The sequence below is a fragment of the Kribbella endophytica genome, from assembly GCF_054781295.1.
The window spans coordinates 215526-241317 of the sequence record NZ_BAAGUR010000005.1 but is presented as its reverse complement, the minus strand read 5'-3'; the positions used below and the strand labels follow the sequence as shown (position 1 = coordinate 241317).

Genomic DNA, 25792 nt, shown 5'->3' with positions numbered 1-25792 from the left:
CCTGGGCCCGGCGGAGTCCTCGGTGCTTACCCGAAGGTGATCTGGAAGCGGTGCGATCGTGGCTGCAGATCGTGGGCCGGCAGGATCGGGGCGCCGCTGGTCGGGCTGCCGAGGCCGTGTTGCAACGCGTCGACGGTCAGCCAGACGTGATCACCCGGCACGAGGTCCTCCGGGTGATCGGCCGCCGCCAGCTCAGCCGTGGTCCACCGCCGTACCGTCATTGCGAAGGCCGGATCGCCCGACACCCTCAACAGCCCGGCAGGTCCGGACAGCTCTGCCCAGCGCACCTCACCCCGAGCCCCGTTCTCCTGCGGATACAGATACTGAACCTGCAGCTCCTCCACAGTCGCGCTGTACCGCCCGACCCGAGCAGCGGCGCGAGAGTCCGGGTACGCCGGCCCGGGCCCGAGCCCGAACCAGCTGACCTCCCGAAACCCACGCGGCAACCCGAACGAAGCACCCACCCGAGCCCACGGCACCGTCCAGTCACCCACCGGCTCGACCTCGACCTCAGCGGTCAGCCGGTCGTCGTCCACACTCCACCGGTACGTCGTGAGCACGCCGGCGTCGATCGCGGCCGCCCCAACTCTGGTGACGACGGTCAGCTCATCACCCACCAGCTCCACCGACACAGTCCGGTACCGCAACCGGTGCAGCCCAGCCGCCGCCCACCGCGCCTTCCGATCCAGAGTCGTCGCATCCCAGGTCCGCGCGTCATGCTGCGTCGGCGCCCGCCACAACTCCAGTGGCACATGCTCGACCTCCCACTCGCCGAGCCCGACCAACCGCCCAGTCCGTACGTCGAACCGCCCAGGCCCCAGCATCAGCGCAGCCCCACCCGAAGCCACCGCCTCTGAAGCCGTCGCCGAGGCCACCGCCTCTGAGGCCACCGCCCCCGAAGGCGCCGCCGCAGCCGCCGCCCGAAGCGAGCTCGCCACCACAGACCCCACGCCGGCCCCGAGCTGCGCCTGACCGAACGCCACCTCATGCCCCGCCGCAGCCCAGGCCGCATCAGCCACCAGCGTCGCCCGAACGGTCAACCACCGCTCGCCGTACCTCCCCGGCAGATCGAGCTTCGGCAACTCCACCGTCGCCTCCGCCCCGGACTCCACCACCGGCATCGCCAACACCCCACGCGCCACGACCACCCCGTCGTCAGCCACCGACCACTGCAGCGCGAGATGCGACGTGTCGACGAAGTCGTACTTGTTCGCAACCCGCAACACCCCCTCCTCCACGGTCAGCAGCACCGGCTCGAACGCCTTCCGCACCTCCAACAGCACAGGCTGCGGCGTCAGATCCGGGAACACCAGCCCGTCCAGCACGTAAGTCCCGTCGTGCAACTCCTCCCCGAACTCACCGCCGTACGCGTACCCACCACCCGGCCGCGCGATCCCGTGCTCCATCCACTCCCACAGGAACCCGCCCTGGCACCGCGGGTACCGGTGGAACAGCTCCTCGTACTCCGGCAGCCCGCCCGGACCGTTGCCTCCGGCATGCGAGTACTCGCACAGCACGAACGGCATGGCCCTTCGCCGCGCGTCCAGCAAGGGATCGTCCAACGCCTCCTCGGCCCGCCGCCCGATCGCCTCCACCTCGGCGTGCGACGCGTACATCCGGCTGTAGACATCCACCGACGCGCACGTCAGATCGCCCTCGTAGTGCACCGGCCGCGACGGATCGCGCTCCTTGGTCCACGCGGCCATCGCGTCCAGGTTCCGCCCGGTGCCGGCCTCGTTGCCGAGCGACCACATGATCACGCTCGGGTGGTTCTTGTCCCGCTCGACCAGCCGCCGCATCCGGTCCAGCGACGCGGCCTCGAACCGCGGGTCGTCGGCCGGGTTGCCGCGCCAGCCGAGCAGGAAGAACCCGTGCGTCTCGTAGTCGCACTCGTCCATCACCCAGAACCCGAGCTCGTCGCAGAGCGCCAGCAGCCGCGAGTCCGGCGGGTAGTGGCTGGTCCGGATCGCGTTGATGTTGTGCTGCTTCATCACCAGCAGCTCCTGCCGCAGCCGCTGCTCAGGTACGACGCGGCCGAGCACAGGATCGTGCTCGTGCCGGTTGACCCCGTGGAACAGCACTCGCCGCCCGTTCACGGTCAGCACGCCGTCCTCGATCGCGACCGTCCGGAACCCGACCGCCAGCTCGACGGTCTCGGCCGCGGTCGTCACCAGTACGTCGTACAGGCGCGGTACCTCGGCGGACCACGGCTCGATCCCGGGAATCGTCACCGCCTGTCCGGCCTCGGTCCGGACTCCGAGCTCGGGGATCCGGACCGTTGCCCCCGGCACCGATTCGACCAGCAGCGTCCCGGTCCCGGTGCGGTGGTCGTAGTCAGCGTGCACGAACACGTCCGGCACTCCGCCCTCGGGCCGGGCGATCAGCGTCACGTCACGAAAGATCCCCGGCAGCCACCACATGTCCTGGTCCTCGAGGTAGCTGCCCGACGACCACTGGTGCACCCGGACCGCCAGCACGTTCCGCCCCGGACGCAACACGCCGCTGACGTCGAACTCCACCGGCATCCGGCTGCCCCGGCTGACGCCCAGCTCCACCCCGTTCAGGTAGAACCGCCCGCACGAGTCCACGCCGTCGAACCGCAGTACGGCGGACAGCTCGTCCCACGTCTCCGGCAGCTCGAAGACCAGCCGGTGGTCGCCGGTCGGGTTCTCGTCCGGCACGTACGGCGGATCGACCGGGAACGGGTACGGCTGGTTCGTGTACGCCGGACGCCCGTGCCCGTGCATCGGCCAGCTCGACGGGACCGCGATCCGGTCCCAGCCGGAATCGTCGAAGTCCTCCCGCTCGAACCCGGCCGGCGCCTGCGCGACCGACTCGGCCAGGTGGAACCGCCAGGTCCCGTTCAGGCTCAGCCGGGGTGCGTCCGACCGTACGGCGGCCCGCGGCGGCAGCGCGCCGTACCCGGGGCCCGGATCCTCGTAGTAGGTCATCGTGCTCCTCGCGGTAGGCTCGGAATAGCTATTCAGCAACGTCTGGTCCATGCACGCTCGGTCACGCACGACACCGGCTGTGACATGGTCCGGCCGGTCTCCGAGTGAGGGACGAACGAGCATGACGACGGCGAACGTGGGCCCGGCCGGTGGGCGGGCGCGCATCCAGCGGCAGCCCTCCGCCGATCACCTCCGGCTGCTCACCAAGGTCGCGAAGCTCTACCACGAGCAGGGCGTCCGGCAGCCGCAGATCGCAGCCCAGCTGCACATCTCGCAGCCGCGCGTCTCCCGGCTGCTCAAGCAGGCGGTCGTCGCCGGCATCGTCCGGACCGTCGTGATCCCGCCCGGCGGCGTGCACACCGAGCTGGAGGACGCCGTCGAGCAGCGGTACGGACTGCGCGAGGTGATCGTCGTCGACGCCAGCGGCGAGGACGACGCGCACATCATCCCGGCGCTCGGCGCGGCCGCGGCCGTGTACCTGGAGACCACGCTCACCGGCGGCGACCGGATCGGGATCTCGTCCTGGAGCTCGACGCTGCTGGCCACGGTCGAGTCGATGACCCCGCGGCCGACCCGGGTCGCCGAGGAGGTCGTCCAGATCCTCGGCGGCGTCGGCAACCCGGCCGCGCAGGCCCAGGCCGCCCGGCTGGTTGGCCGGCTCGCGGACCTCACCGGCGCCGCGCCCGTCCAGCTGCCGGTGCCCGGCCTGGTCGGCAGCCCCAACGCGAAGCGGACGCTGATGAAGGACGGCGTGGTCAGCGAGGTGATGGAGGCCTGGTCGCGGCTCAGCCTGCTGCTGGTCGGGATCGGCAGCCTGGAACCGTCGCCGCTGCTGAAGGAGAGCGGCAACGCCGTCTCCGCCGAGGACCAGAAGGTCCTGCGCGACGAGGGCGCGGTCGGCGACATCTGCCTGCGGTTCTTCGACGCCGAGGGCAAGCCGGTGCGGTCGGAGCTCGACCAGCGGGTGCTCGGCCTGCCCACCGCGCGCGTGCGCAGCGACGACCTGCGCAGCGTCGGCGTCGCCGGCGGCATGCGCAAGTACGCCGCGATCCGCGCCGCGCTGCTGGGCGGCTGGGTCGACGTGCTGATCACCGACCGCACCGTGGCAGAGCGGCTCGTCGCGGACTGAGTGGCAGGTCATCGCGCGTCGATCCACACGGTCATCGGCCCGACCGAGCGGTTGGCCCAGGCGTAGTAGGGGATCGCGGTCAGGGTCGTCTCGACACCATCCCGCCGCCGAGCCGGTACGGCGACAGTCGTGATCCCACCCAGCAAGTCAGCCCGCTCGGTCTCGACCAGTTCGCCGGTGACGACTGCAGCTGCATCCAGTACGACGCCTGACTGGTCGATCTGCTCGAAGCAGTAGACCAACGGTCCTCGTTCGATGGCTACGCAGCCGCGTACCGAATCCACCCGGTCATCAGGTGCTGTACGTCGAGCACGCACCGGCAGCTCCAGCACCACTTGATCACCGGCCGCCCACTGCCGCTTCAGGGACAGAGACTGACCCAGGGCCTCGACCGGTTCCGCGACCCCGTTGACCGTGAGGGTGCAGCCCTCCGCCCAGGCGGGGATCCGCAGCTCCAACGCCCATGGCGACTCCGGTGACTGCGTCACCGAAACCGTCACGCGGCCGTGCCACGGATACCGCGTCCGCATCTCCAGCCCAACGCGTGAGCCGTTGACCTCGGCAACGATCGTCGCGGGGGAGTAGAGGTGCAGCTGGATCCCACGATCGTCCGACGTGGCAACCAACTGGTCCAGCGCGGCCAGTGTCCGCATCACGTTGGGCGGACAGCACGCCGTCCCGTACCAAGGCTGCCGCCCGCCCACCGCCGACCGCTGGTCGTCGGCGAACGCGCCGTCGCGGACCTTGAGCGTGTTCACGTAGAAGAACTCGTCTCCGGTCAGCGAGACGCCGGAGATCACCGCGTTGTACAGCGTGCGTTCCAGCTGATCGGCGTACTTGCTCTCGCCGGTCGCCAGCAGCATCCGCCAGCTCCACTGCACGCTCGCGATCGCCGCGCAGGTCTCGCAGTACGCCGCGTCCGGCGGCAGCTCGAACGGATCGCCGAACGCCTCGCCGTACCAGCGCGACCCGACGCCTCCGGTCAGGTACGCCTGGCTGTCGACCATCGTCTGCCAGGTCGCCCGCAGCGCGTCGAGCAGTTCGGTGTCGCCGGTCTCGACCGCGACATCGGTCGCTCCGGACGCCAGGTACAGCGCGCGTACGGCGTGCCCGGCGAGGATCCGCACATCCCGCACCGGCAGGTGGTCCTGGAAGTACGCCGGTCCGTGGTGCCCCGGCGGAACCAGCAGTCCGTGGCCGCGAGCCTCGATGAAGTACCGGGCCAGTTCCAGGTACGCCGTCGTGCCGGTCGCGCGGTACAGCTCGACGAGCGCCATCTCGATCAGCGGGTGCCCGTCGATGCCTTCGACGCGTCCGGGACCGAAGTAGTCGGCGAGTAGGTCGGCGAACCGGGTCGCGACCGTGAGCAGCGTGCGGTCGCCGGTCGCGCGGTACTGAGCGACCGCGGCCTGTAGGAGGTGGCCCGCGCAGTACAGCTCGTGGCCCTTCTCCAGATCGGCGAATCGCTGATCGGGCGCCGTCAACCTGACGTGGGAGTTGAGGTAGCCGTCGGGCTCCTGCGCCGCCGCGACGAGTTCGCTGACGGTCGTCTGCCACTCGGCGAGAGTCTCGGAGGCCTCACGGGACTGTTCCCAGGCGACCGCCTCGAGCCACTTGTACACGTCGGAGTCCGCGAACGGCTTGCCGTGGAAGCCGTCGCCGACGGGCTCGTGGCCGGCCGCCCGGCGCAGGTTCCGTAACGTCGCGGCCTCCTCCAGACGCTCTCCGGCAGCCGGGATCGTCGCCTTGCGGTTGATCTCCTGCCGGTCGAACCAGAAGCCGCCGGTGATGGTCGCGGCGCCGAGCGGAAGCGGCCGAAGCGCCGTCGCCGCGACCGGCGCGACGGCGGGTAACTGGGATGAGGGCATGGCGAATGAGCACCTTCCGTTCGGCGCGACCGTGGGGTGAGCAGTCGTCGGGAGCAGGGCTGGCCGGGATCGTAGCCGTGACCCCAAGACCACTGCAAGGGCTCGTGCAAACGATTGCTACCAAGGAATCCGGCGTCCGAAGCCGGTCGTCGTCACGCTCTTGACATGCTCGCGTTACCTCCGTGACCATGAGGGCGCGATTTCATTCGGTAATGACTAGATATTCATCAGCTGTCCGCCCCGGCAGGCTCGCTCAGTGCCGCCCCCGGCGAGAAGTGAGGCGTTAGATGACCGAAATCTCCACCGAAGCCGAAGCCCGCACCACCGCCACAGCCACCACCGCACCCACCGGCTGGACGCGCCGCGGCTTCGTCGGCACCGCCGCCGCGGTCGGCACGGCTGCCACGCTCGGCATCGGAGCCACCCCGACCGCCCAGGCAGCCCCCCGAGCGTCCGCCGACAACCGCGTCCCCGCCTTCCCCGGCGCCGAGGGCGCCGGCAAGTGGTCCAAGGGCGGCCGCGGCGGAACCGTCTACGAAGTCACCACCCTGAACGACTCCGGCCCGGGCTCCCTGCGCGACGCGGTCTCCGCGTCCGACCGGACCGTGGTCTTCCGCGTCTCCGGCACCATCCAGCTGGAGTCCCAGCTACTCATCGCCGGGAACAACCTCACGATCGCCGGCCAGACCGCTCCAGGCGGCGGCATCTGCCTGACCGGCCACTCCACCGGCATCAAGGGCGGTGCGCACGACATCGTGATCCGCTACCTGCGGTTCCGGCTCGGCGACGCCAACGCGGTCGCCGACGACGCGTTCAACACCAACGTCCCGGGCTCGGTCAGCCCCGAGATCCGCAACCTGGTGATCGACCACTGCAGCTTCAGCTGGGCCGTCGACGAGTGCCTGTCGCCGTACGGGAATTACGACGTGACGGTCCAGTGGTGCATCGTCGCCGAGGGACTCGCGCTGTCGACGCACCCGAAGAACCGGCACGGGTACGGCGGCATCTGGGGCGGTCAGCAGAACACGTACCACCACAACCTGATCGCCCACCAGGGCGGCCGGCAGCCACGGTTCGGCTACACCGAGGGCATCAACCTCGAGGTCGACTACTGCAACAACGTGATCTACGACCACGGTTACACCTCCGTGTACGGCGGCGAGTGGTCCAACGGCATCAACATCGTCGGCAACTACTACAAGCCCGGCCCGACCACACTGACCGAGGTCGCGCCGGTGGTGCTCTCGGCCAACCGGGGCGGCGCCTGGTACGTCGGCGGCAACCACGTCGACGGCCACCCCGACGTCACCGCGCACAACCGCCGCGGCATCCGCTACCCGATCGGCGGCATCAACGAGCTCGACCAGCCGTTCGCGCTGACCGAGCAGGTCGCCGTCGAGCCGGCCACCAAGGCGTACGAGGCGGTGCTCGCGAACGTCGGCGCGATCCTCCCGCGCCGCGACGCGGCCGACGCCCGGATCGTCAACGACGTCCGCAACGGCACCGGTCGGCTGATCAACTCGCAGAAGGAGGTCGGTGGGTTCCCGTCGCTGGTGACGACGGAGGCTCCGCTCGACTCCGACCACGACGGCATTCCGGACTGGTGGGAGCAGGCCAACGGGCTGGACCCGAACGACCCGACCGACGCGCAGAAGCTCGCCCCGAACGGCTACACCTACCTGGAGAACTACCTCAACTCGATCGTGCCGGACCCGGTCGGCAGCCCGTCGGTGCGGTTGACCAGCCCGACGAACAACCAGGTGATCGCCAAGCGGACCGCGCCGACCGTCACGCTCGAGGCGGACGCGGCTCCCGCCAAAGGTGGTCAGCTGGCCAAGGTGGAGTTCTTCGCCGGTGACCAGCTGATCGGCACCGCCACCACAGCGCCGTACCGGGTCAGCTGGAAGAATGTTGCTGATGGCACCTACTGGCTGACCGCCCGGGCGACCGACCGGAACGGGACGGCGACACAGTCGGCCGCCGTACCGGCCCACGTCAACCTGCAGGCCGGTACGCCGAGCTGGACGTCGACGTCGATCGGCAAGCCGCCGGTCCAGGGATCGGGCAGCCTCGACGGCGGGATCCTGACGATCAAGGGCTCCGGCCGGATCCTGGGCCGGACCAGCACCTTCCACTACGTGTACCGCAAGCTGCGCGTCGGCGACGAGGGCGCGGTCTCCCAGATCACCGCTCGGCTCGACTCGCTGAACAAGGTCGCCAACGGGCTGACCGCGGGACTGATGATCCGCGACAGCCTCGACCCGGCCGCACCGTTCATGTACGGCGGGATCGGCTTCGGCGTCGCGGGTGGGCTCGGCACGATCAACGACGACGGCGGCCTGACCGGTGTCACTGATGACGGCGGTATGAAGGCCCAGGCGATCCGGATGCAGACCGACGGCCTGATGCCGAGCGTCGGCCCGTGGCCGTGGACCGAGGACGAGTACCTCGACCCGACCAAGCAGTACTGGCTGCGTCTGCTGCGCCGCGAGCGCCCGCAGGCCAGAGAGGTCGAGTTCGAGGCCTTCATCTCCACCGACAAGACGAAGTGGGACCGGTTCGGTTACGAGCGGCTGGTGATGCCGAGCCGGACCTTCTACATCGGATTCGCCATCGACGGCGGCCGCGAGAGCAACGGCCTCGTCGACTACGGCACCGCGCGGTTCAGCGCGATCACGGTCGAGCAGTAGACCCGAGACCAGGGAGTAGAGATGTCCAGAGGGACGCAGGACCGTCGGCTCGACCGGCGCAGGTTTTTGCAGGGCGGCCTCGGGCTGCTGGCCGTCGCGACGGTGCCCGGCTGCAGCTTCTTCGACACCAAGCCGGCCGGGTCCGGCGCCCAGGTCGCGACCGCCGGCGAGAAGGAGTCGCCGATGCTCAAGGCCCTGGTGGACAAGGGCTCGCTGCCACCGCTCGCCGAGCGGCTGCCGAAGAACCCGCCGGTGATCAAGCCCCTGCAGGGCAAGGCCGTGTACGGCGGAACGTGGCGCTCGGCGATGCTCACCCAGGAGGACACCCAGTGGCTCTGGTACGCGCTGGCGTACGAGCCGGAGGTGCGCTGGAAGCCGGACCGCACCGGCAAGCCCGGGTACGACGAGATCGAGGCGAACGTCTGCGAGTACACGGTCGATGCCGAGAGCAAGGTGTTCACCTTCGCCCTGCGCGACGGCCTGAAGTGGTCCGACGGCAAGCCCTGCACCGCCGACGACATGCTGTTCGCGATCCTCGAGGTCTCCTGCGACAAGGACCTGCACCCCGACGGCATCTACGACGTCTACCTGTCGCCGGACACCGAGAAGCTGGCCACGATCGAGAAGGTCGACGAGCGCACCGTACGGTTCACCTACACCGCGCCGCAGCCGTCCCTGCTCAGCCAGATCGCCGACGCCACGTTCCTGCGCGAGGGCCCGTACGGGATGCTGCTGCCGAAGCACTACTTCCAGCAGTTCCACAAGAAGTACAACCCCGGTGTGGTCGCGGCCGCGAAGAAGGCCGGCGTCGGCAGCTGGACCGACCTGTTCACCCAGAAGCAGAACGTCTTCACCAACCCGGACCAGCCGACGCTGGCGCCGTGGAAGGTGACCACCGGGCTGGGCAAGGGCTCCGCGGTCACGCTGACCCGCAACCCGTACTACTGGAAGGTCGACGACGCCGGCCGCCAGCTGCCCTACATCGACGCCTGCCGGGTCGAGGTGGTCCAGGACGCACAGGTCGAGCTGCTCAAGGTGATGAACGGCGAGTTCGGCATGCAGTACCGCAACTTCGGGACGCCGCAGAACAAGCCGGTGGTCGCGCAGAACCGGGACAAGGGCGGCTACCGGATCTTCGAGGTGCCGACGCAGCTGACCAACACGATGATCATCGGCATCAACATGGTCCACAAGGACCCGGTCAAGCGGGCGCTCTTCTCCAACAAGGACTTCCGCGTCGGCCTGTCGTACGCGATCAACCGCAAGGAGGTCATCGACGCCGTGTACGCCGGCCAGGGCGAGCCCTGGCAGTGCGCGCCGCCGAAGACCTCGCCGTTCTACAACGAGCAGCTGGCCACCCAGCACCTCGCCTTCGACGTCGCCAAGGCCAACGAGCACCTGGACGCCGCCGGGCTGACCAAGAAGGCGCCGGACGGCCGCCGGCTCGGCGCGGACGGCAAGCCGGTCGCGGTCACCGTGATGGTCAGCGAGTCGTTCCCGGACCATGTCGAGGCGATCGAGTTCGTCAAGAAGCGCTGGCGCGCGGTCGGGATCGAGCTGCGCACGCAGGCGATCAGCGAGGACCTCTACAAGGAACGCGTCCAGGCCAACGATCACGACGCCGGGACCTGGACCGGTGGAGTGTTCCTGCTGCCGACCGGCACCGGAGGCGACCACTACTACGTGCCGACCAACGACGGCAGCGCGCGGTACGCGATCCCGTGGGCGCAGTGGTACCAGTCCAAGGGTAAGAAGGGCACCGAGCCCCCGGCCGAGGTGAAGAAGCAGCTCGAGCTGTTCACCCAGGGCCGTCAGGAACCGGACGCCGCCAAGGCGCTCGACCTGGGCAAGCAGGTGCTGCAGATCGCGGCCGACCAGTTCTACTACATCGGCATCAGCTCCGTGCCGAACACCTTCGGGGTGGTCAAGAACGACTTCCACAACGTGCCGGAGAAGATGGTCGAGGCGGTCGCGCCGGGCCTGTCGCATCCCGAGCAGTTCGCGATCGGGCAGTAGCCGATGTTCAGGTTCCTGCTGCGCCGGCTCGGCTGGATGGTGGTGACGCTGGCGGCGATCTCGTTCGTCACCTTCGTCGTCATCAAGCTGCCGCCGGGCGACTACACCACCACGGTGATTCGGAACGCCGAGGCCCGCGGGCAGGACATCCCGGACTCGCAGATCGCCGAGCTGAAGCGGCACTACGGGCTGGACCAGCCGTTCCTGGTCCAGTACCTGAAGTGGATCTCCGGGGTCGTCCTGCGCGGCGACCTCGGCCAGTCGTTCGCGTGGAACCAGTCGGTGGCCAGCCTGATCGGCAACCGGGTGCTGCTCTCGATCGTGCTGTCGCTGGCCAGCCTGCTGTTCGTCTGGGCGATCGCGTTCCCGATCGGCATCTACAGCGCGCTGCGGCAGTACTCTCCCGGCGACTACTTCGCCTCGTTCCTCGGCTTCATCGGGATGGCCGTGCCGGAGTTCATGCTCGCGCTGGTGATGATGTACGTCGGCTTCCGGTACTTCGGCCAGAGCGTCGGTGGGCTGTTCTCCCCGGAGTACGCCGACGCGGCCTGGAACCTGGGCAAGGTGATCGACCTCGTGTCGCACCTGTGGATCCCGATCGTCGTGGTCGGGGTGGCCGGCACCGCCGGCCTGATCCGGATCACCCGGGCGAACCTGCTCGACGAGCTGCACAAGCCGTACGTCGCGACCGCGCGCGCCAAGGGCCTGCCGGAGTGGAAGCTGCTGCTCAAGTATCCGGTCCGGATGTCGCTCAGCCCGTTTTTCAGCACCGTCGGCTGGCTGCTCCCGGGCCTGATCAGCGGCGAGACGATCGTGTCGGTCGTGATGAGCCTGCCGACGTCCGGACCGTTGCTGCTCGGCGCGGTGAAGAGCCAGGACATGTACCTGGTCGGCAGCTTCGTGCTGATCCTCAGCGCGCTCACCGTCGTCGGCACGATGCTCAGCGACCTCGCACTCGCCTGGTGGGATCCGCGGATCCGTGCCCGGTTCCAGAAGGGGTAGGCCAGGATGCTTCAGCAGACAGAGACTCCCGACGTACCGGCTCCAACCCCGGACCCGGTTGCGCCCGAGGTGGTGCGCAGCCTGCGCGACCACGGCGCGCTGCCGCAGTGGCGGTTGATGTGGCGGCAGTTCCGCCGGCACAAACTGGCGGTCGCCGGGCTGATCGTCCTGGTACCGATCTACTTCGTCGCGGCCTTCTGCGGGTTCTTCGCCCCGGCGAGCAGCAACACGTCGCACACCGACCTGCCGTACGCGCCGCCGCAGCGGGTGCACGTGTCGGCCGAGGACGGCCTGTTCGTCTACGGGTACTCCTCGACGCGCAACCAGGAGACGTTCGAGCAGACCTTCACCGTCGACAAGACCAAGGTGATCGACGTCGGGCTGTTCGTCCGCGGTGACGACTACAAAATCCTGGGACTTGTCCCCAGCAACATCCACCTGATCGGACCGACCACAGCCGGCCAGCCGTTCTTCCTGCTCGGCGCCGACCACTCCGGTCGGGACCTGTTGTCCCGCCTGATCGAAGGCGCGCGGGTCTCCTTGTCGATCGGCCTGGTCGGGGTGTTCGCCAGTTTCCTGCTGGGCATGCTGATCGGCGGTGTCTCCGGGTACTACGGCGGCCGGATCGACAACGTGATCCAGCGAATCATCGAGTTCATCATGTCGATCCCGACACTGCCGTTGTGGATGGCGTTGTCAGCCGCCTTGCCCGGCAGTTGGGGACCACTGACCCGGTACTTCGCGATCACGGTGATCCTGTCGCTGATCGGCTGGACCGGCCTGGCGCGCGACGTCCGTGGCCGGTTCCTCAGCCTGCGCGAGGAGGACTTCGTGATGGCCGCCCGGCTCGACGGCGCCGGGCGTGGGTCGATCATCTTCGGCCACATGGTGCCGTCGTTCGCCAGCCACATCATCGCGTCGGTGTCGATGGCGGTCCCGCGGATGATCCTCGGCGAGACCAGCCTGAGCTTCCTCGGGCTCGGTCTGCAGCCGCCGGCGGTCAGCTGGGGCGTGCTGCTCGAAGGCGCCCAGAACATCCGGGCCGTGGCGACCGCGCCCTGGCTGCTCACCCCCGGCCTGGCCGTGGTGGTCGTCGTCCTGGCGATGAACTTCGTCGGCGACGGACTGCGCGATGCCGCGGACCCCTACAAGTGACAGGAGCACGTCATGCCGGCTGAGCCCCTCCTACTGGAGCCCTTGCTCGAGGTCCGTGGCCTGAAGACCCACTTCGAGCTCGAGGACGGTGTCGTCAAGGCGGTCGACGGTGTCTCGCTGACCGTGCACCGCGGCCGCACGCTGGCCGTGGTCGGCGAGTCCGGCTGCGGCAAGAGCGTCACGGCCCGGTCGATCCTGCGCCTGGTCGAGCACCCGGCCCGGATCGTCGACGGCCAGGTCCTGCTGTACGGCGAACAGCCGGCCGACGACCCGCTCGACCTGCTCGCGGCCAAGGACAAGCGGTTGCGCGAGGTGCGTTGGGCCGACATCGCGATGGTGTTCCAGGAACCGATGGCGTCGCTCAGCCTGGTGCACACGATCGGCGACCAGATCGTCGAGGCGATCCGGCTGCACGACAAGGTCGGCAAGGCGGTCGCCAAGGAGCGCGCGATCGAGATGCTCGGCCGGGTCGGTATCCCGGACCCCAAGCGCCGGGTCGACTCGTACCCGTTCGAGCTGAGCGGCGGGATGCGGCAGCGCGCGATGATCGCGATGGCGTTGTCGTGCCGGCCACGGCTGCTGATCGCGGACGAGCCGACGACGGCGCTCGACGTCACGACCCAGGCGCAGATCCTCGACCTGCTGCAGGACCTGCAGGACGAGCTGGGGATGGCGATCATGCTGATCACCCACGACCTCGGGGTCGCGGCGCAGGTCGCCGACGAGGTCGCGGTGATGTACCTCGGCGAGGTGGTCGAGCACGGCCCGGCCGAATCGGTGCTGCTGGCCCCTAAACATCCGTACACCCAGGCGCTGGTCCGCTCGGTGCCTCGGCTCGGCCGGCGCGGCAGTTCCCGGTTGGAGGCGGTGAGGGGCACCGTGCCCCCGCCGTACGAGCGACCTTCGGGCTGCAGGTTCCACCCCCGCTGCGACTCGTTCATGGCCGGCATCTGCGACCTGACCGTGCCCACCCGCGTCCGCAGCGACGACACCGACGTCGCTTGTCTGCTGTACGGCGAGGAGGACCTGTGAACGACAACTTGCTGACCACCGAAGGTCTGACCATGCACTTCCCGCTGGAGACCGGGTTCTTCGGCCGGCACAAGGCTGTGGTGAAGGCCGTCGACGGGGTGGATCTCGCCATCCGCGCCGGGCGCACGCTCGGGCTGGTGGGGGAGTCGGGCTGCGGCAAGACCACGCTCGGGCGTTGCATCGTCCGCGCGTACGAGCCGACCTCGGGCGCGATCCGGTACCGGAAGGCCGACGGCAGCGAGGTCGACCTGGCCGGGCTGTCCGAGCGGGACCTGAAGCCGTACCGGGCCGAGGTCCGGCTGATCTTCCAGGACCCGCACTCGTCGCTCGACCCGCGCAAGACGCTGCGCGACATCATCGCCGAGCCGCTGCGCGTGCACGGCCGCGGCAACCGGTCCGAGATCGACGAACAGGTCGCCGACCTGCTGCGCCGGGTCGGGCTGCGGGCCGAGTACGCACACCGGTACCCGCACGCGTTCAGTGGTGGCGAACGGCAACGAGTCGTCATCGCCCGCGCGCTCGCGCTGGACCCGCGACTGGTGGTCGCGGACGAGGCGGTCAGTGCGCTCGACGTTTCGGTCCGGGCCCAGGTCCTCAACCTGCTGAAGGACCTGCAGGAGGAGTCCGGCCTGACCTACCTGTTCGTCTCCCACGATCTAGGCATCGTCGAGCACATCGCCGACGACGTCGCGGTGATGTACGTCGGCAAGGTGGTCGAGACCGCCAGCACCGACGAGCTCTACACCCGTCCGCTGCACCCGTACAGCGAGGCACTGCTCAGCGCGGTGCCCGACCCCGATCCACGCTCCCGCGGGCAGCGGTCCCGGATCCAGCTCCGCGGCGAGATCGCGGACCCGTCCAGGACACCGCCCGGCTGTCCGTTCCACCCGCGCTGCGGTTACGCCGAGGCGCGCTGCAAGACCGACGTACCCCAGCTACGCGAGATCGGCGGGCGCAAGGTCGCCTGCCACTTCGCCGAGCAGCTGGAACTGAAGGGTGTCGCCGCGGCCGCCACGGTCTGACCGGCACCTTCCGCCCCGAGAAGAGTCACCAGAAAGGCTCACCATGTCCGAAGTACAGAACCCGTCCAGCCAAGGCGGCGGGCTTTCCCGTCGCGGTTTCGTCCGCAGCAGCGCAGTCCTGGGTGGTCTGGCCGCCTTCGGTGGGCTGCAGGCCGGCACCGCCGCCGCGGCGACCAGCTCCACCTCGGCCGTCCCGCGCGCGGGCTTCCGGGCGGCCGGCAGCGTCGACATCCCGAACAAGTACGGCAAACCGTTCTCGGTCGCCGACGACGAGCTGTTCGTCTTCGCCGCGAACTTCAAGCCGTTCGAGCTCGGCGGTGACGACGACGGCCGCGAGGCGTCGCGCTACTTCGACGCGATCTTCGGCGACGCGATCCGGGCCAAGTTCCCGGACGTGAAGCTCAAGTACGCGACCTGGGACTACCCGATCCGCTACGAGGACATCGCCAAGGCCGGCCGGGTGCCGGACCTGATCATCGAGGACCCGCGGACCCGGATCGACCGCGACCTGGAGCCGCTCGGCTGGACCACCGACCTGACCGCGATGGTGCAGCAGGCCGGGATCGACCTGTCCGTGCTGAACCCGGGCACGGTCGAGCTGGTCAAGTCGCGGTCCGACGGCGGCCTGTACGGCGTACCGGTGTTCATCGACGAGCACGTGCTGCTCTACAACAAGCTGATCTTCGACAAGTTCCGGACCCGCTACCCGAAGCCCGGCGCGACGTACGACGACATCTACCAGACCGCGAAGCGGCTGACCCGGCAGGACGGGATCCACCACTACAAGGGGTACTCGCAGCACCCGGACAACTACCTCGCGCTGAACCAGCTCGGGCTGTACCCGTTCGTGCCGGGCTCGTCGGAGCAGCCGGCGCCGGAGGACGTCAAGGTCAACCTGACCTCGGCGCAGTGGAAGACCGTCGCGAACACCATGAACCGGTTCCTGCAGCTGCCGGGCAACGGGTTCACCACGCCGGACGACTTCTTCAAGGGCGACATGTCGTTCCCCGGGCACGTCGCGATGGCCGTGCACACGCTGTCGAAGCTGAACGCGTACGCGCTCAGCCCGCTGTACATCGAGGAGGACGACCTCGAGCAGTTCACCGAGTGGGGCAAGTCGGTGAAGATCGGCGTCAGCGCGATGCCGGTGCTCTCGCGCGGTTCGCAGACGATCTACCAGCCGAACGCGCGGGCCGCGTTCATCCCGCCGCAGTCGCAGCACAAGGAGCAGTCGCTGGAGATCGTCAAGTACCTGGTCTCGGAGGAGATCCAGACCCGCGTCTCGTCGTACGGCGTGAAGGCGGTGCTGGAGACCGACGCGGTGGTGAACGCGTTCGGCTCGGCCGTTCCGGAGCTGGCGTCGATCGACACGTCGGCCGTGTACTGGGGTGAGAGCGCGCTGGTGAAGAACTACGCGAACACCGAGTACTGGGACATCCCGCTGTACAAGGTGTTCCGCCAGCACGTGCTGATCGACGGCATGGACGTGGACTCCGCGCTGCAGGTCGCCGAGCAGGTGGACATCCCCGACTACATCAAGGCGCAGGCCGCGGCGGGCTTCACGTGGTGACGACCGATCCGAGGTTCGACGGCCGCCTCCGCGAGGCGGCCGCCGGGCCGGTTGAAGCCCTTCTCTCCACGATCCATCCCGGCGACAGCCATGCGGCCACGCTGGTCGAGACCGCCGCGGGTGACCTGCTCTGCGCGTGGTTCAACGGGCCGCGCGAAGGCGACGCGGAGACACGAATCGTGCTGTCGCGGCTGCCGGCGGGGTCGGACACGTGGACCGAGCCGGTGGTGATGTCGGACGATCCTGAGCGGTCCGAGCAGAACCCGGTGCTGTTCGTCGCGCCGTCGGGCGAGGTCTGGCTGCTGCACACGTCGAACGAGCCGCACGACCAGTCGTCCTCGCGGGTGCTGCGCCGGGTGTCGTCCGACGGCGGGCTGACCTGGGGTCCGAGCGCGGTGATGCTCGACCGGCCGGGCAGCTTCGTGCGGAACCCGATCGTTGTGCTGAGCAACGGTGATTGGTTGCTTCCGGCGTACAACTGCGACCGGGACGGCGAGACCACCGTCGTACTGCTGAGTCCGGACAACGGCCGTGGCTGGACGCCGGTCGAGATCCCGGAAGGTGTCGGGCAGGTGCAGCTGAGCGCGGTGGAGCTGGGGCCGGGTGAGCTGCTCGGGCTGTTCCGCAGCCGCGCCGCGGACCGGATCCACCGGTCGGTGTCGAAGGACTCCGGCCTGACCTGGTCGCCGCCGGAGAAGACGACACTGCCGAACAACAACTCCGCGATCCAGGTGCTGCGGCTCGACGACGGCCGGCTGGTGTTGGTGTTCAACGACTCCAGCGCCGAGCGCGACCAGTTCCGCTGGGTGCCGGACGGGGACGGCGGCGTACGGCGCAAGACGCTGCGGACGCCGCTGACGCTGGCGCTGTCCGAGGACGACGGCGCCACCTGGCCGTACTGGCGCAATCTGCAGGTGCAGGACGAGGAGTACCGCGACAACGAGTTCGGCTACTCGTACCCGACGCTGCTGCAGACCCGGGACGGCAAGCTGCACGTCGCGTACTCGTACCTGCGCAAGACGATCAAGCACGTCGTCCTGTCGCCGGAGTGGATCGAGGCAGGAGAGCGGTTGCCATGAGCAAGGGTGCTGCGGGGCCGACGGCTGAGTCGGAGAAGGTCGAACGCTGGGCGGTGCACGAGATCGCCCTACCGGGGCCGTCGGACGGGAACCCGTTCGTCGACGTCGAGCTGCGGGTCTCGTACCGATACCGCAACCGCGTCCTCACGGTCGACGGCTTCTACGACGGCGACGGGATCTACCGGGCTCGGTTCATGCCGGACCGAGAGGGCCGGTGGGACTTCGTCACCAGCAGTACGACGCCGGAGCTGGACGGTCATCGCGGCGAGCTGCTGTGCGTCCCGCCCGGCCCGGGCAACCACGGGCCGGTCGGGGTGCACGGCACGTACCACTTCGCGTACGCCGACGGCACGCGCTACGACTGCATCGGGACGACCTGCTACCACTGGACCTACGAGTCGCCGGAGATCCAGGACCTGACGCTCGCGTCGTTGCGCGGGTCGCCGTTCGACAAGGTGCGGATGTGCCTGCTGCCGACCGAGGGGATGCGGCCCGAGCGGCTGCCGTTCGTCGGGACCGAGCCGGGCGAGGTCGACGTCAGCCGGTTCGACCCGGAGTTCTTCCGGCACTTCGAGGGGCGGATCGCGGACCTGCTGGAGCTGGGGATCCAGGCCGACCTGATCCTGTACCACCCGTACGACCACGGGATCTGGGGCTTCGGCGCGCTGACTTTTGAGCAGGACGCGCACTTCCTCCGGTACGTCGTCGCGCGGCTGGCGGCGTACCGGAATGTCTGGTGGTCGCTGTCGAACGAATACGACTTCAACCACGACAAGACGATCGCCGACTGGGACCGGCTGCTGCAGCTGGTGCAGCGGCTCGATCCGTACCAGCGGCTGCGCTCGATCCACAATGGGACCAAGATGTACGAGGTCTTCTCGCCGTACGACTTCAGCAAGCCGTGGATCACCCACCAGAGCGTCCAGCACTGGGACGGCGCCGAGGTCGGGGAGTGGCGGCGAGCGTGCCCGAAGCCGGTGGTGATCGACGAAATCGGGTACGAGGGCAACGCCGGCCGGCGGTGGGGCAACCTCACCGCGCACGAGCTGGTGCACCGGTTCTGGCAGGGCATGGCGCTCGGCGGGTACGTCGGCCACGGCGAGTCCTTTGTCGACAGGGAGATCCGCGCGTGGATCTCGATCGGCGGCCGACTGTACGGCGAGAGCTCGCCGCGGTTGGCCTTCCTGCGGGACTTCATGGCCGGGCTGCCGCGCACGGCCGATGGCGAGGTGGACTGCGTGCTGCATTACCTGGGTGATCGGCAGCCGGCGTCGGTGGAGCTGGAACTGCCGGGCGACGCGTCGTACCGGATCGAGCTGATCGACACGTTCGCGATGACGGTGGAGGAACTGCCCGGGCGGTTCAGCGGGCGGAGCACGATTCCGTTGCCCCAACGTCCCTATCTGGCGCTGCGAGGTGTGCGATGACCGAGGTCGAACGCTGGGGTGTCTTCGAGGTTTTGGCTGATGGGCCTGCTGTTGTGGAGTTTCGGCACGAGGGCGGCGAGACGGCGTACGTCGAGTCGTTCGGGCAGGTGGTGCGGTTCATGCCGGATCTCGAGGGGGAGTGGAGCTACGAGCTCGACGGCGAGGTGCGAGGGTTCGTGTGCTTCCCCGCGTCGCGGCGCAACCACGGGCCGGTACGCCGGTGCGGCAGCGAGTTGCGTTGGGCGGACGGTACGCCGTACCGGCCGCTGATCACGACGTGGTTCGAGGGCTCGGGGCATGGCGATCCGGATGTGGTGATGGCGGGAGCTGCACCACGGTCGGCAGCCAGCCGCTGGGCGGAGGCGCGGTCGGCGATCGCGGCATCGCCGTTCGATCAGGTGCGGCTGCGAGTCCGGCGGGATGGGTTGGATCAGCTTGAGGAGCGGGTGCGGGATCTGCTGGCGTCGGAGATCGGCGCGGAGCTGGTGATCTCGGATCGGGACGAGCTGTTCCTGCGCGAGCTGGTGAGCCGGCTGGCGGCGTACCGGAATGTGCTGTGGAGCTTCGAGGACGACGGTGAGCGGCGCGACTGGCGGTGCGAGGCTGAGCTGATTTCGGAGTACGACTCCGGGCGGCATGTGGTCAGCGTTGTAGGGGCTGTTGATGCCGGGCCGCCTTGGCTGACGCACGTCAATGTTGCGTTGGACAACCTTCGCGGGGTCTCGGCGCTGCGGCGGGACTACGGCAAGCCGGTGCAGGCTTCGTGCGGTTACGAGGGCAACGGTTCTTCGCCGGCTGTCAGTTTGCGGGCCGAGGAGTTGCTGACCCGGATCTGGGAGGGCACAGTCCGTGGCGCGCACGTCGTCCACGGCGAGTGGTACGCCGACGCCGAGGGCGGTCCGTGGTCCGGCGGTGGTGCGCGACCGAGCGGCGTGGTCGCTCGACGTCTCCTGTTGCTTCGGCACGTGCTGGACGCGATGCCGGACGGGGTCGAGCCGATCGACGACTACCGGGACGCGCCGACGCTGGCGGTGCCGGGCAGCTACTACCTGCAGTACCTCGGGGAGCACCAGTTCCCCGAGCGCACGTTCAGCCTGCCGGAGGGCACGTACGAGGTGGAGGTCCTGGACGTCTGGAACCACACCGTCCGGCGCTTCCAGAAGACGGTCGCCGACACGCTGACCGTTACGTTGCCGGGGACGCAGTACCAGGCGATCCAGATCCGCCGGGCCGCCTGATGGCCGTCCTGGAGGCCGCCGGCCGAACCGCGGAACTCGTCCGTACGCCGGCCGGCGTGGTTCTGCGACTCGGCCTGGCAGGCGTCGACCCGCCGTACGTCGACCGCCCGCTGGCAGACCTGCTGACCTGCTCGATCGGCCGCCCCTGGCAGCCGATGCCGGCAGGCCGCGACGGTTGGTGGATGTCGGTCCGACACGGCGAACTCCGCGCGGGGTGCCGGGTCGGGCCGCTGGCGGTCGAGCTGACTCTCTCGTTCGACAGCGAAAGCCACCTGAATCTCGACCTGCGCTGGCGCAACGCCGGACTGCGCCGGGTGGGCGACCTGGCCGTCGGCTTGCTGCTCGATCTCGGACGACTCACCGACAGCCAGATCACCATGCCCGGGCTGATCTACAACGACAACCCGTCGTCGGATCCAGACCGGGCAGTCCCGCGGGTCGGCCCGACGCCGGGTGGTGGGTTCGTCGCCGAGGAGGACCGGCTGCCGATCCCCGGGATCAATCTCGAGTGGCTCGCCGGCCGCGAGCGCAGGTGGCTCAACCTGTTCTCCCGTCCGGTCGCGCGGCGCTCGGCCGACGGGGTGGTGCGGTACGGCTCGCTCGGGGTCGTACGACGCGAGGGGCCGGTGATCGCGGCGTTGAGCGGCGTACTGATGTTCGACGGCAAGCAGGACGTGCGCTACGTCAGCAAGGCCGAGACGGAGTCGACCAGAGACGGCTACCTGACGCTGCTGCCGGGGGAGTGCTACGACCAGCACCTCGTACTGGATTGGGGCCCGCAGGAGCACCGCGGGCACGCCTTCCGCGAACTGGTGCGCACCGGCCGGACCTTGTTCACCGAGCCGGGCGCCGCGCCGCTCACCGTGGACGAGTTGGTGACCCTCAAGACCCAGGCCATGGACAGCAGATGGCTCCAGGCCGGGCCCGTCGCCGGCTACACCAAGTTCAGCGAGGTCGAGGGCAACGGCCCAGACAAGCCACAGCACTTCCTGTACGGCTGGACCGGCCAAGCACTGAAGCTCGCCTGGTGCGACGCCAAACTCGGCCGCATCGAGCGATGCCGTGCCGCGGTCGACTTCTACCTGGCCGGAAGCCCAACCGCCACCCTCGGCCTCCGCCACAACTCCTATCAAGTCGACGACCAGACCTGGACCGACTTCACCCGGGACAGCCGGCCGATGGTCTCCAGCCGCGCGTACGGCGAGACGCTGGCCGACCTCGCCGACATCATCACGCTCTTCCGCGCCAACGACGAACCAGTACCGGACACCTGGACAACAGCCCTGACCGAGGCCATCGACTTCTTCCGCTCGGCCCTGCTCCCGGACGGCACCTTCCCGATCGGCTGGCGCCTCGACGGCTCTCCTGCCACCGCACTCGTCTCGGCGGCCGGCATCCCCTGCGTGCTGGCCGCCCTGAAGTCGGTCGAACTCCTCGACGACCCGGGCCTGTTGTCCCAGGCAACCATCTGGCTGAGCCGGTACCACGACCAGCACGCGCGAACCTTCGACCGCCCCTTCGCCCGCTCGACCCTCGACGCGTCCTGCGAGGACAAAGAAGCCGGCATGTACTACTTCCTCGCGGCGTACGAACTCTTCCGCCTGACCGGCGACCCCCGCTACTCCACCTGGGCCGAGGTCGCCGCCGACTGGCTGCTCACCTTCGTCTACGTCTGGTCCCCCGAGCAGGACACCGGATCGCCGCTTCACGACGCAGCCTTCAACGCCGTCGGCTGGCCAACGGTCAGCGTCCAGAACCACCACCTCGACGTCTTCTTCCCGACCGCCGAACTGCTGGCCTTCGGCAAGGCAACCGGCCAACCCGCCTATACCGACGCCGCCCGAACCGTCTTCAACGCGATGACCCAAGGCATCGCCGCCCGCCCCGGCGAGTGGGGCTTCGAGGTCACCGGCGAGCAAGCCGAAGCCTTCTTCCAGACCCACTGGCAACGCCGAGGCACCAGCAACACCTGGAACCCGTCGTGGGTCATCGCCCTCCCGCTGGCGAACGCCCTCCGCCTCGAAGACGAACGATGACCCTCATCACCGCCTACGGCGCCCACCCGACCATCGACTCCACCGCGGCGATCGAGCGAGCGGTCGAGGCCTGTGCGCCGACCGGCGGTCGGGTCGTCGTTCCACCCGGCCGCTTCCGCACCGGCGCGATCCGCCTCCGCAGCAACGTCGAGCTGCACCTCTCGGCCGGCGCCACGCTCGAGTTCGTGCCCGACCCCACGGCGTACCCGATCGTGCGAACCCGCTGGCAAGGCATCGAGTGCTTCACCCACTCCCCGCTGATCTACGCGTACGGCGAGGAGAACGTCGCTGTCACCGGCCCCGGCACCCTCGACGGCGGCGCGACCACCGAGAACTGGTGGGCGCGAACCAAACCGGTCGAGGACTGGCAACGCCTGCTGCAGTTGGTCGCGGACGGCGTACCGGTGGAAGACCGGGTGTTCACGATGCAGCCCGATCAGCTGGCGCCAGGCTTCCGCCCCAGCTTCATCCAGCCCTACGCCTGCCAGGGCGTCCGCATCGAAGACGTCCGCATCATCCGGGCTCCGATGTGGGTCATCCACCCCGTCCTCTGCTCGAACGTGCTGGTCCGCAGCGTCACCGTCGACAGCCAAGGTCCCAACAACGACGGCTGCAACCCCGACTCCTGCCGCGACGTCCACATCGCCGACTGCACGTTCGCCACCGGCGACGACTGCATCGCGATCAAGTCCGGCCGCGACGCCGACGGCCGCCGCGTCGGCCGCGCCTGCGAGAACATCCTGATCGAGAACTGCCGCTTCACCACCGGCCACGGCGCCCTCACCATCGGCAGCGAAACCTCCGGCGGCATCCGCGACCTCACCGCCCGCGACCTCCGAACCACCGGCTCAACCCTCGATCACGCGTTCCGCATCAAGTCCAACTCCCACCGCGGCGGCACCCTCGAGAACCTCCTAGTCGAGAACCTGACCGTCGAGTCCACCACCGGCGCCGCGGTCCTGATCGACCTCCGCCACGCCGACGAAACGATCACCGGCGACCACCACCCAACCCTCCAAAACCTCACCATCACCGGCCTCACAGCCCACCAATCCCCACGCCTGCTGGAAGTCCGCGACGCCCCAAGCTCACCCATCGAAAACCTCACCGTCTCGTCAACAACCAGCTTTCGCCGTACAGCCAGACAGACCGGAATCTGAAAGAACTTCTTGCTCCCGTAAAGGTCCGCGTTGCACCGGCCTGCAATCGCCAACGGTGGCCGGCGATGCGACGACGCTGGGCCGCCCGGGGCCGTATCGCATCCAGAGCAACTCCAAGTGGCGACACTGCCTGGACAGCAACGGCAGCTGGTACGACGGTGTCTACCTCGGCACCTGTGTCGACGGCGACGCCGGTCAGAAGTGGGTCATCTGGAACGGCGGCTTCATCCAGCGGTACGCCAATGCCAACCAGTGCCTTCAGGCCTGGGGCGAGGACATCATCACGGCATCCTGCGACTCCACGAACCGCGACCAGTACTGGCAGCACTGGGGCACGACCACCGGCGGATTCATCAAGAACCTCGGCTCCGGGCTGTGCATGGTCTCGTCCGCAACGACAACGCTGGCCTCCTGCGCAGGTGCGGACCACAACCCCGGCTGGCTGTGGCAAGTCCGACTGCGCGGCTGAACTCAGCCCGGCCCCTCCGCCTGCGCGGCTGAACTCAGCTCGGCACCTTCGCTCCGGTCAGCGGCTTGGTGATCACCTCGCTGGCAGGCCGGGTCGGCGGCTGCGCTACGGCGCGAGCTGGTCTGCCTTTCCTGCTGACGCGCGCGCTTCGTCGCGGAACGTTCTGGGGGATGAGCCGACCACGCGGCGGAACGCGGTGCTGAAGGCGCTCTCGGAGCGGTAGCCCGTGGCACGGGCGAGCTCGGAGATCGACAGTGTGTCGCGGGTGAGGGCGTCGCGGGCGAGGCTCATGCGCCACTGGATCAGGTACTCCAGGGGCGGGACGCCGACGTGGCTCTTGAAGGCCTGGGCGAACGCGGACCGCGACATGTGGCCGATCTCGGCGAGTTCCTTGAGGTTCCAGGGGTGGGCCACGTCCGCGTGCACGGCGCGCAGGGCGGCACCGACGCCGTCCTCGTTCAGGGCGCCCAGCCAGCCGGTGGGCCGGTCGGTCTGGCCGGCGTGGGCCCGCAGCATGTGCACGAGCAGGATCTGTGCGAGATGGTTCTCCACCAGTGGGCCGCCGGCGGCGGCGTTCCCGACCTCGGTGGCCAGGTGATCGATCAGCTGCGCGAGCCGGTAGCCGTGAGGATCGCCCGCGCGGACGATCACGAGCGGCGGCAGAAGATCGGTGAGAAGGGCGGCGTTCCTGTCGTCGAACGCGATGTGCCCGACACACAGGTAGAGGTCGTCCTCGGACTCCGGGCCGATCCGCACCAACCCGTTGTCGGCACCCGCCAGTACCGGATCCGCAGGGCGCGGCCTTGCGTCGAGTGTGCCGGCCAGCACGTACGGCGGCGGGTTGCCCAGCATGAAGGTGTCGCCCTCCTGCAGGAGCACCGGCTCGTGCCCTTCGAGGATCAACCAGCACGTGCCGCGCACGAGGCCGCCGATCCGCACGTGCGGGAACGGGTCGAAGCGCAACGCCCACTCACCGACGGCCCGGAGGGTGGGCCCGATCACCGTACGCGGCCTGAGCAGGCCGATCGCGTCCGCCACTGGATCCCGAAAGCCGAGCACCGACAACCTCTCCTGGACGATACGTAAAGAACTCCGGACTGTGCATCATGGATCGTACTCCGCTGCTCCTGCAGGATCGAGAGTGAACAGTTCGCCTCGAGACACTGATGGAGACACCAAGATGGGACAGCTGGAAGGCAAGACGGCCGTGGTCACCGGGGGCAGCACCGGTATCGGTCTGGCCACCGCCGTACGGCTCGCGGACGAGGGCGCGTACGTGTTCGTCACCGGGCGGCGCGAGGCCGAACTGGAGGCGGCCGTCAAGACCATCGGAACGGACCGGGCGACAGGAGTGGCCGGAGACATCTCGAACCTGGCCGACCTGGACCGGCTGTACGACGCGGTCCGCGCTCGCGGCACTGGGCTGGACGTGCTCGTGGCGAACGCGGCGATCGGCTCGTTCGTGACGTTGGAGCAGACCACCGAGGAGCACTTCGACCAGACCTTCGGGGTCAACGTCCGCGGCACGCTGTTCACCGTGCAGAAGGCGCTGCCGCTGCTCAACGACAACGCCTCGGTGATCCTGACCGGTTCCACAGCAGCTGACCGCGGCGTAGAAGCGTTCGGTGCGTACGCGGCCTCGAAGGCCGCCGTCCGGTCCTTCGCGCGAACCTGGTCCAACGAACTCAAGACCCGCGGCATCCGAGTCAACGCGGTCTCACCGGCCTGGATCGAAACCCCCGGAGGCACCGCCGCCTTCGGCACCGAGGAAACCGCCCGAGCCGTCAAGGCAAACGTCGCGGCGACCGTCCCCAAGGGCCGCATGGGCCGACCCGAGGAAGCCGCCGCGGTCATCACCTTCCTGGCCACGAACCAGAGCAGCTACGTCGTCGGCACAAACCTCTACGTGGACGGCGGAGAAAACCAGATCTGATCCCGCCACCCACAG

Annotated in this window: 18 protein-coding genes; 15 read left to right on the top strand and 3 right to left on the bottom strand. The window is 69.0% G+C overall.

What is annotated here, in order from left to right:
- Positions 1–26: 26 nt before the first annotated feature.
- A complete protein-coding gene (locus ACYVIO_RS37085; RefSeq protein WP_460655669.1) occupies positions 27–2951 on the bottom strand; it encodes a glycoside hydrolase family 2 TIM barrel-domain containing protein in 2925 nt (974 codons plus the stop codon).
- Between the two features lie 121 nt (positions 2952–3072).
- On the opposite strand from ACYVIO_RS37085, the gene ACYVIO_RS37080 reads away from it, so the two are divergent.
- Complete coding sequence (locus ACYVIO_RS37080; RefSeq protein WP_460655668.1) at positions 3073–4080, top strand: sugar-binding transcriptional regulator; 1008 nt, start codon at positions 3073–3075, stop codon at positions 4078–4080.
- 8 nt (positions 4081–4088) lie between these two features.
- On the opposite strand, the gene ACYVIO_RS37075 is transcribed toward ACYVIO_RS37080, so the two are convergent.
- Positions 4089–5948 carry a glycoside hydrolase family 127 protein gene (locus ACYVIO_RS37075; protein ID WP_460655667.1) on the bottom strand — a complete coding sequence of 620 codons (1860 nt, stop codon included), beginning with the start codon at positions 5946–5948 and terminating at the stop codon, positions 4089–4091.
- Between the two features lie 287 nt (positions 5949–6235).
- Between ACYVIO_RS37075 and ACYVIO_RS37070 the strand changes: the two genes are divergently transcribed.
- The 13 genes from ACYVIO_RS37070 to ACYVIO_RS37010 are packed head-to-tail and all read left to right on the top strand — an operon-like array spanning position 6236 to position 23844.
- Positions 6236–8638: an Ig-like domain-containing protein gene (locus ACYVIO_RS37070; RefSeq protein ID WP_460655666.1), complete on the top strand. Its 2403-nt coding sequence runs from the start codon at positions 6236–6238 to the stop codon at positions 8636–8638.
- Positions 8639–8659: 21 nt separating this feature from the next.
- Positions 8660–10654, top strand: a complete 1995-nt coding sequence (locus tag ACYVIO_RS37065) for an ABC transporter substrate-binding protein (protein ID WP_460655665.1) — start codon at positions 8660–8662, stop codon at positions 10652–10654.
- 3 nt (positions 10655–10657) lie between these two features.
- A complete protein-coding gene (locus ACYVIO_RS37060; protein WP_460655664.1) occupies positions 10658–11656 on the top strand; it encodes an ABC transporter permease in 999 nt (332 codons plus the stop codon).
- Between the two features lie 6 nt (positions 11657–11662).
- Entirely contained in the window at positions 11663–12811 is a 1149-nt protein-coding gene (locus ACYVIO_RS37055; RefSeq protein WP_460655663.1) for an ABC transporter permease, read from the top strand.
- 12 nt (positions 12812–12823) lie between these two features.
- Positions 12824–13843: an ABC transporter ATP-binding protein gene (locus tag ACYVIO_RS37050; RefSeq protein ID WP_460655662.1), complete on the top strand. Its 1020-nt coding sequence runs from the start codon at positions 12824–12826 to the stop codon at positions 13841–13843.
- On the top strand, positions 13840–14865 hold the full coding sequence (locus tag ACYVIO_RS37045) for an ABC transporter ATP-binding protein (protein ID WP_460655661.1): 1026 nt from the start codon (positions 13840–13842) through the stop codon (positions 14863–14865). The genes ACYVIO_RS37050 and ACYVIO_RS37045 overlap by 4 nt, the downstream gene beginning before the upstream one ends.
- 43 nt (positions 14866–14908) lie before the next feature.
- Positions 14909–16435 carry an ABC transporter substrate-binding protein gene (locus ACYVIO_RS37040; protein WP_460655660.1) on the top strand — a complete coding sequence of 509 codons (1527 nt, stop codon included), beginning with the start codon at positions 14909–14911 and terminating at the stop codon, positions 16433–16435.
- Positions 16432–17514 (top strand): sialidase family protein, encoded by a 1083-nt coding sequence (locus ACYVIO_RS37035; protein WP_460655659.1) that lies wholly within the window; start codon positions 16432–16434, stop codon positions 17512–17514. Before ACYVIO_RS37040 ends, ACYVIO_RS37035 begins: the two co-directional genes overlap by 4 nt.
- Positions 17511–18941 (top strand): DUF5060 domain-containing protein, encoded by a 1431-nt coding sequence (locus tag ACYVIO_RS37030; protein WP_460655658.1) that lies wholly within the window; start codon positions 17511–17513, stop codon positions 18939–18941. The genes ACYVIO_RS37035 and ACYVIO_RS37030 overlap by 4 nt, the downstream gene beginning before the upstream one ends.
- Positions 18938–20179, top strand: coding sequence for a DUF5605 domain-containing protein (locus tag ACYVIO_RS37025; protein ID WP_460655657.1), 1242 nt, complete (start codon positions 18938–18940; stop codon positions 20177–20179). The genes ACYVIO_RS37030 and ACYVIO_RS37025 overlap by 4 nt, the downstream gene beginning before the upstream one ends.
- A complete protein-coding gene (locus tag ACYVIO_RS37020; RefSeq protein ID WP_460655656.1) occupies positions 20179–22215 on the top strand; it encodes a hypothetical protein in 2037 nt (678 codons plus the stop codon). Before ACYVIO_RS37025 ends, ACYVIO_RS37020 begins: the two co-directional genes overlap by 1 nt.
- Entirely contained in the window at positions 22212–23375 is a 1164-nt protein-coding gene (locus ACYVIO_RS37015; RefSeq protein ID WP_460655655.1) for a glycoside hydrolase family 28 protein, read from the top strand. The genes ACYVIO_RS37020 and ACYVIO_RS37015 overlap by 4 nt, the downstream gene beginning before the upstream one ends.
- Before the next feature lie 55 nt (positions 23376–23430).
- Entirely contained in the window at positions 23431–23844 is a 414-nt protein-coding gene (locus tag ACYVIO_RS37010) for a ricin-type beta-trefoil lectin domain protein (protein WP_460655654.1), read from the top strand.
- A gap of 105 nt (positions 23845–23949) precedes the next feature.
- Here ACYVIO_RS37010 and ACYVIO_RS37005 read toward each other — a convergent pair whose 3' ends face one another.
- Positions 23950–24903: an AraC family transcriptional regulator gene (locus tag ACYVIO_RS37005; RefSeq protein ID WP_460655653.1), complete on the bottom strand. Its 954-nt coding sequence runs from the start codon at positions 24901–24903 to the stop codon at positions 23950–23952.
- Between the two features lie 121 nt (positions 24904–25024).
- Between ACYVIO_RS37005 and ACYVIO_RS37000 the strand changes: the two genes are divergently transcribed.
- Positions 25025–25777, top strand: coding sequence for an SDR family NAD(P)-dependent oxidoreductase (locus ACYVIO_RS37000; protein WP_460655652.1), 753 nt, complete (start codon positions 25025–25027; stop codon positions 25775–25777).
- Positions 25778–25792: the final 15 nt, after the last annotated feature.

What these genes read in the sequence shown, in the direction of transcription:
- ACYVIO_RS37085 (WP_460655669.1), bottom strand. Translation starts at nt 2,951, where the DNA reads ATGACCTACTACGAGGATCCGGGCCCCGGGTACGGCGCGCTGCCGCCG.
- ACYVIO_RS37080 (WP_460655668.1), top strand. Translation starts at nt 3,073, where the DNA reads ATGACGACGGCGAACGTGGGCCCGGCCGGTGGGCGGGCGCGCATCCAG.
- ACYVIO_RS37075 (WP_460655667.1), bottom strand. Translation starts at nt 5,948, where the DNA reads ATGCCCTCATCCCAGTTACCCGCCGTCGCGCCGGTCGCGGCGACGGCG.
- ACYVIO_RS37070 (WP_460655666.1), top strand. Translation starts at nt 6,236, where the DNA reads ATGACCGAAATCTCCACCGAAGCCGAAGCCCGCACCACCGCCACAGCC.
- ACYVIO_RS37065 (WP_460655665.1), top strand. Translation starts at nt 8,660, where the DNA reads ATGTCCAGAGGGACGCAGGACCGTCGGCTCGACCGGCGCAGGTTTTTG.
- ACYVIO_RS37060 (WP_460655664.1), top strand. Translation starts at nt 10,658, where the DNA reads ATGTTCAGGTTCCTGCTGCGCCGGCTCGGCTGGATGGTGGTGACGCTG.
- ACYVIO_RS37055 (WP_460655663.1), top strand. Translation starts at nt 11,663, where the DNA reads ATGCTTCAGCAGACAGAGACTCCCGACGTACCGGCTCCAACCCCGGAC.
- ACYVIO_RS37050 (WP_460655662.1), top strand. Translation starts at nt 12,824, where the DNA reads ATGCCGGCTGAGCCCCTCCTACTGGAGCCCTTGCTCGAGGTCCGTGGC.
- ACYVIO_RS37040 (WP_460655660.1), top strand. Translation starts at nt 14,909, where the DNA reads ATGTCCGAAGTACAGAACCCGTCCAGCCAAGGCGGCGGGCTTTCCCGT.
- ACYVIO_RS37030 (WP_460655658.1), top strand. Translation starts at nt 17,511, where the DNA reads ATGAGCAAGGGTGCTGCGGGGCCGACGGCTGAGTCGGAGAAGGTCGAA.
- ACYVIO_RS37025 (WP_460655657.1), top strand. Translation starts at nt 18,938, where the DNA reads ATGACCGAGGTCGAACGCTGGGGTGTCTTCGAGGTTTTGGCTGATGGG.
- ACYVIO_RS37020 (WP_460655656.1), top strand. Translation starts at nt 20,179, where the DNA reads ATGGCCGTCCTGGAGGCCGCCGGCCGAACCGCGGAACTCGTCCGTACG.
- ACYVIO_RS37015 (WP_460655655.1), top strand. Translation starts at nt 22,212, where the DNA reads ATGACCCTCATCACCGCCTACGGCGCCCACCCGACCATCGACTCCACC.
- ACYVIO_RS37000 (WP_460655652.1), top strand. Translation starts at nt 25,025, where the DNA reads ATGGGACAGCTGGAAGGCAAGACGGCCGTGGTCACCGGGGGCAGCACC.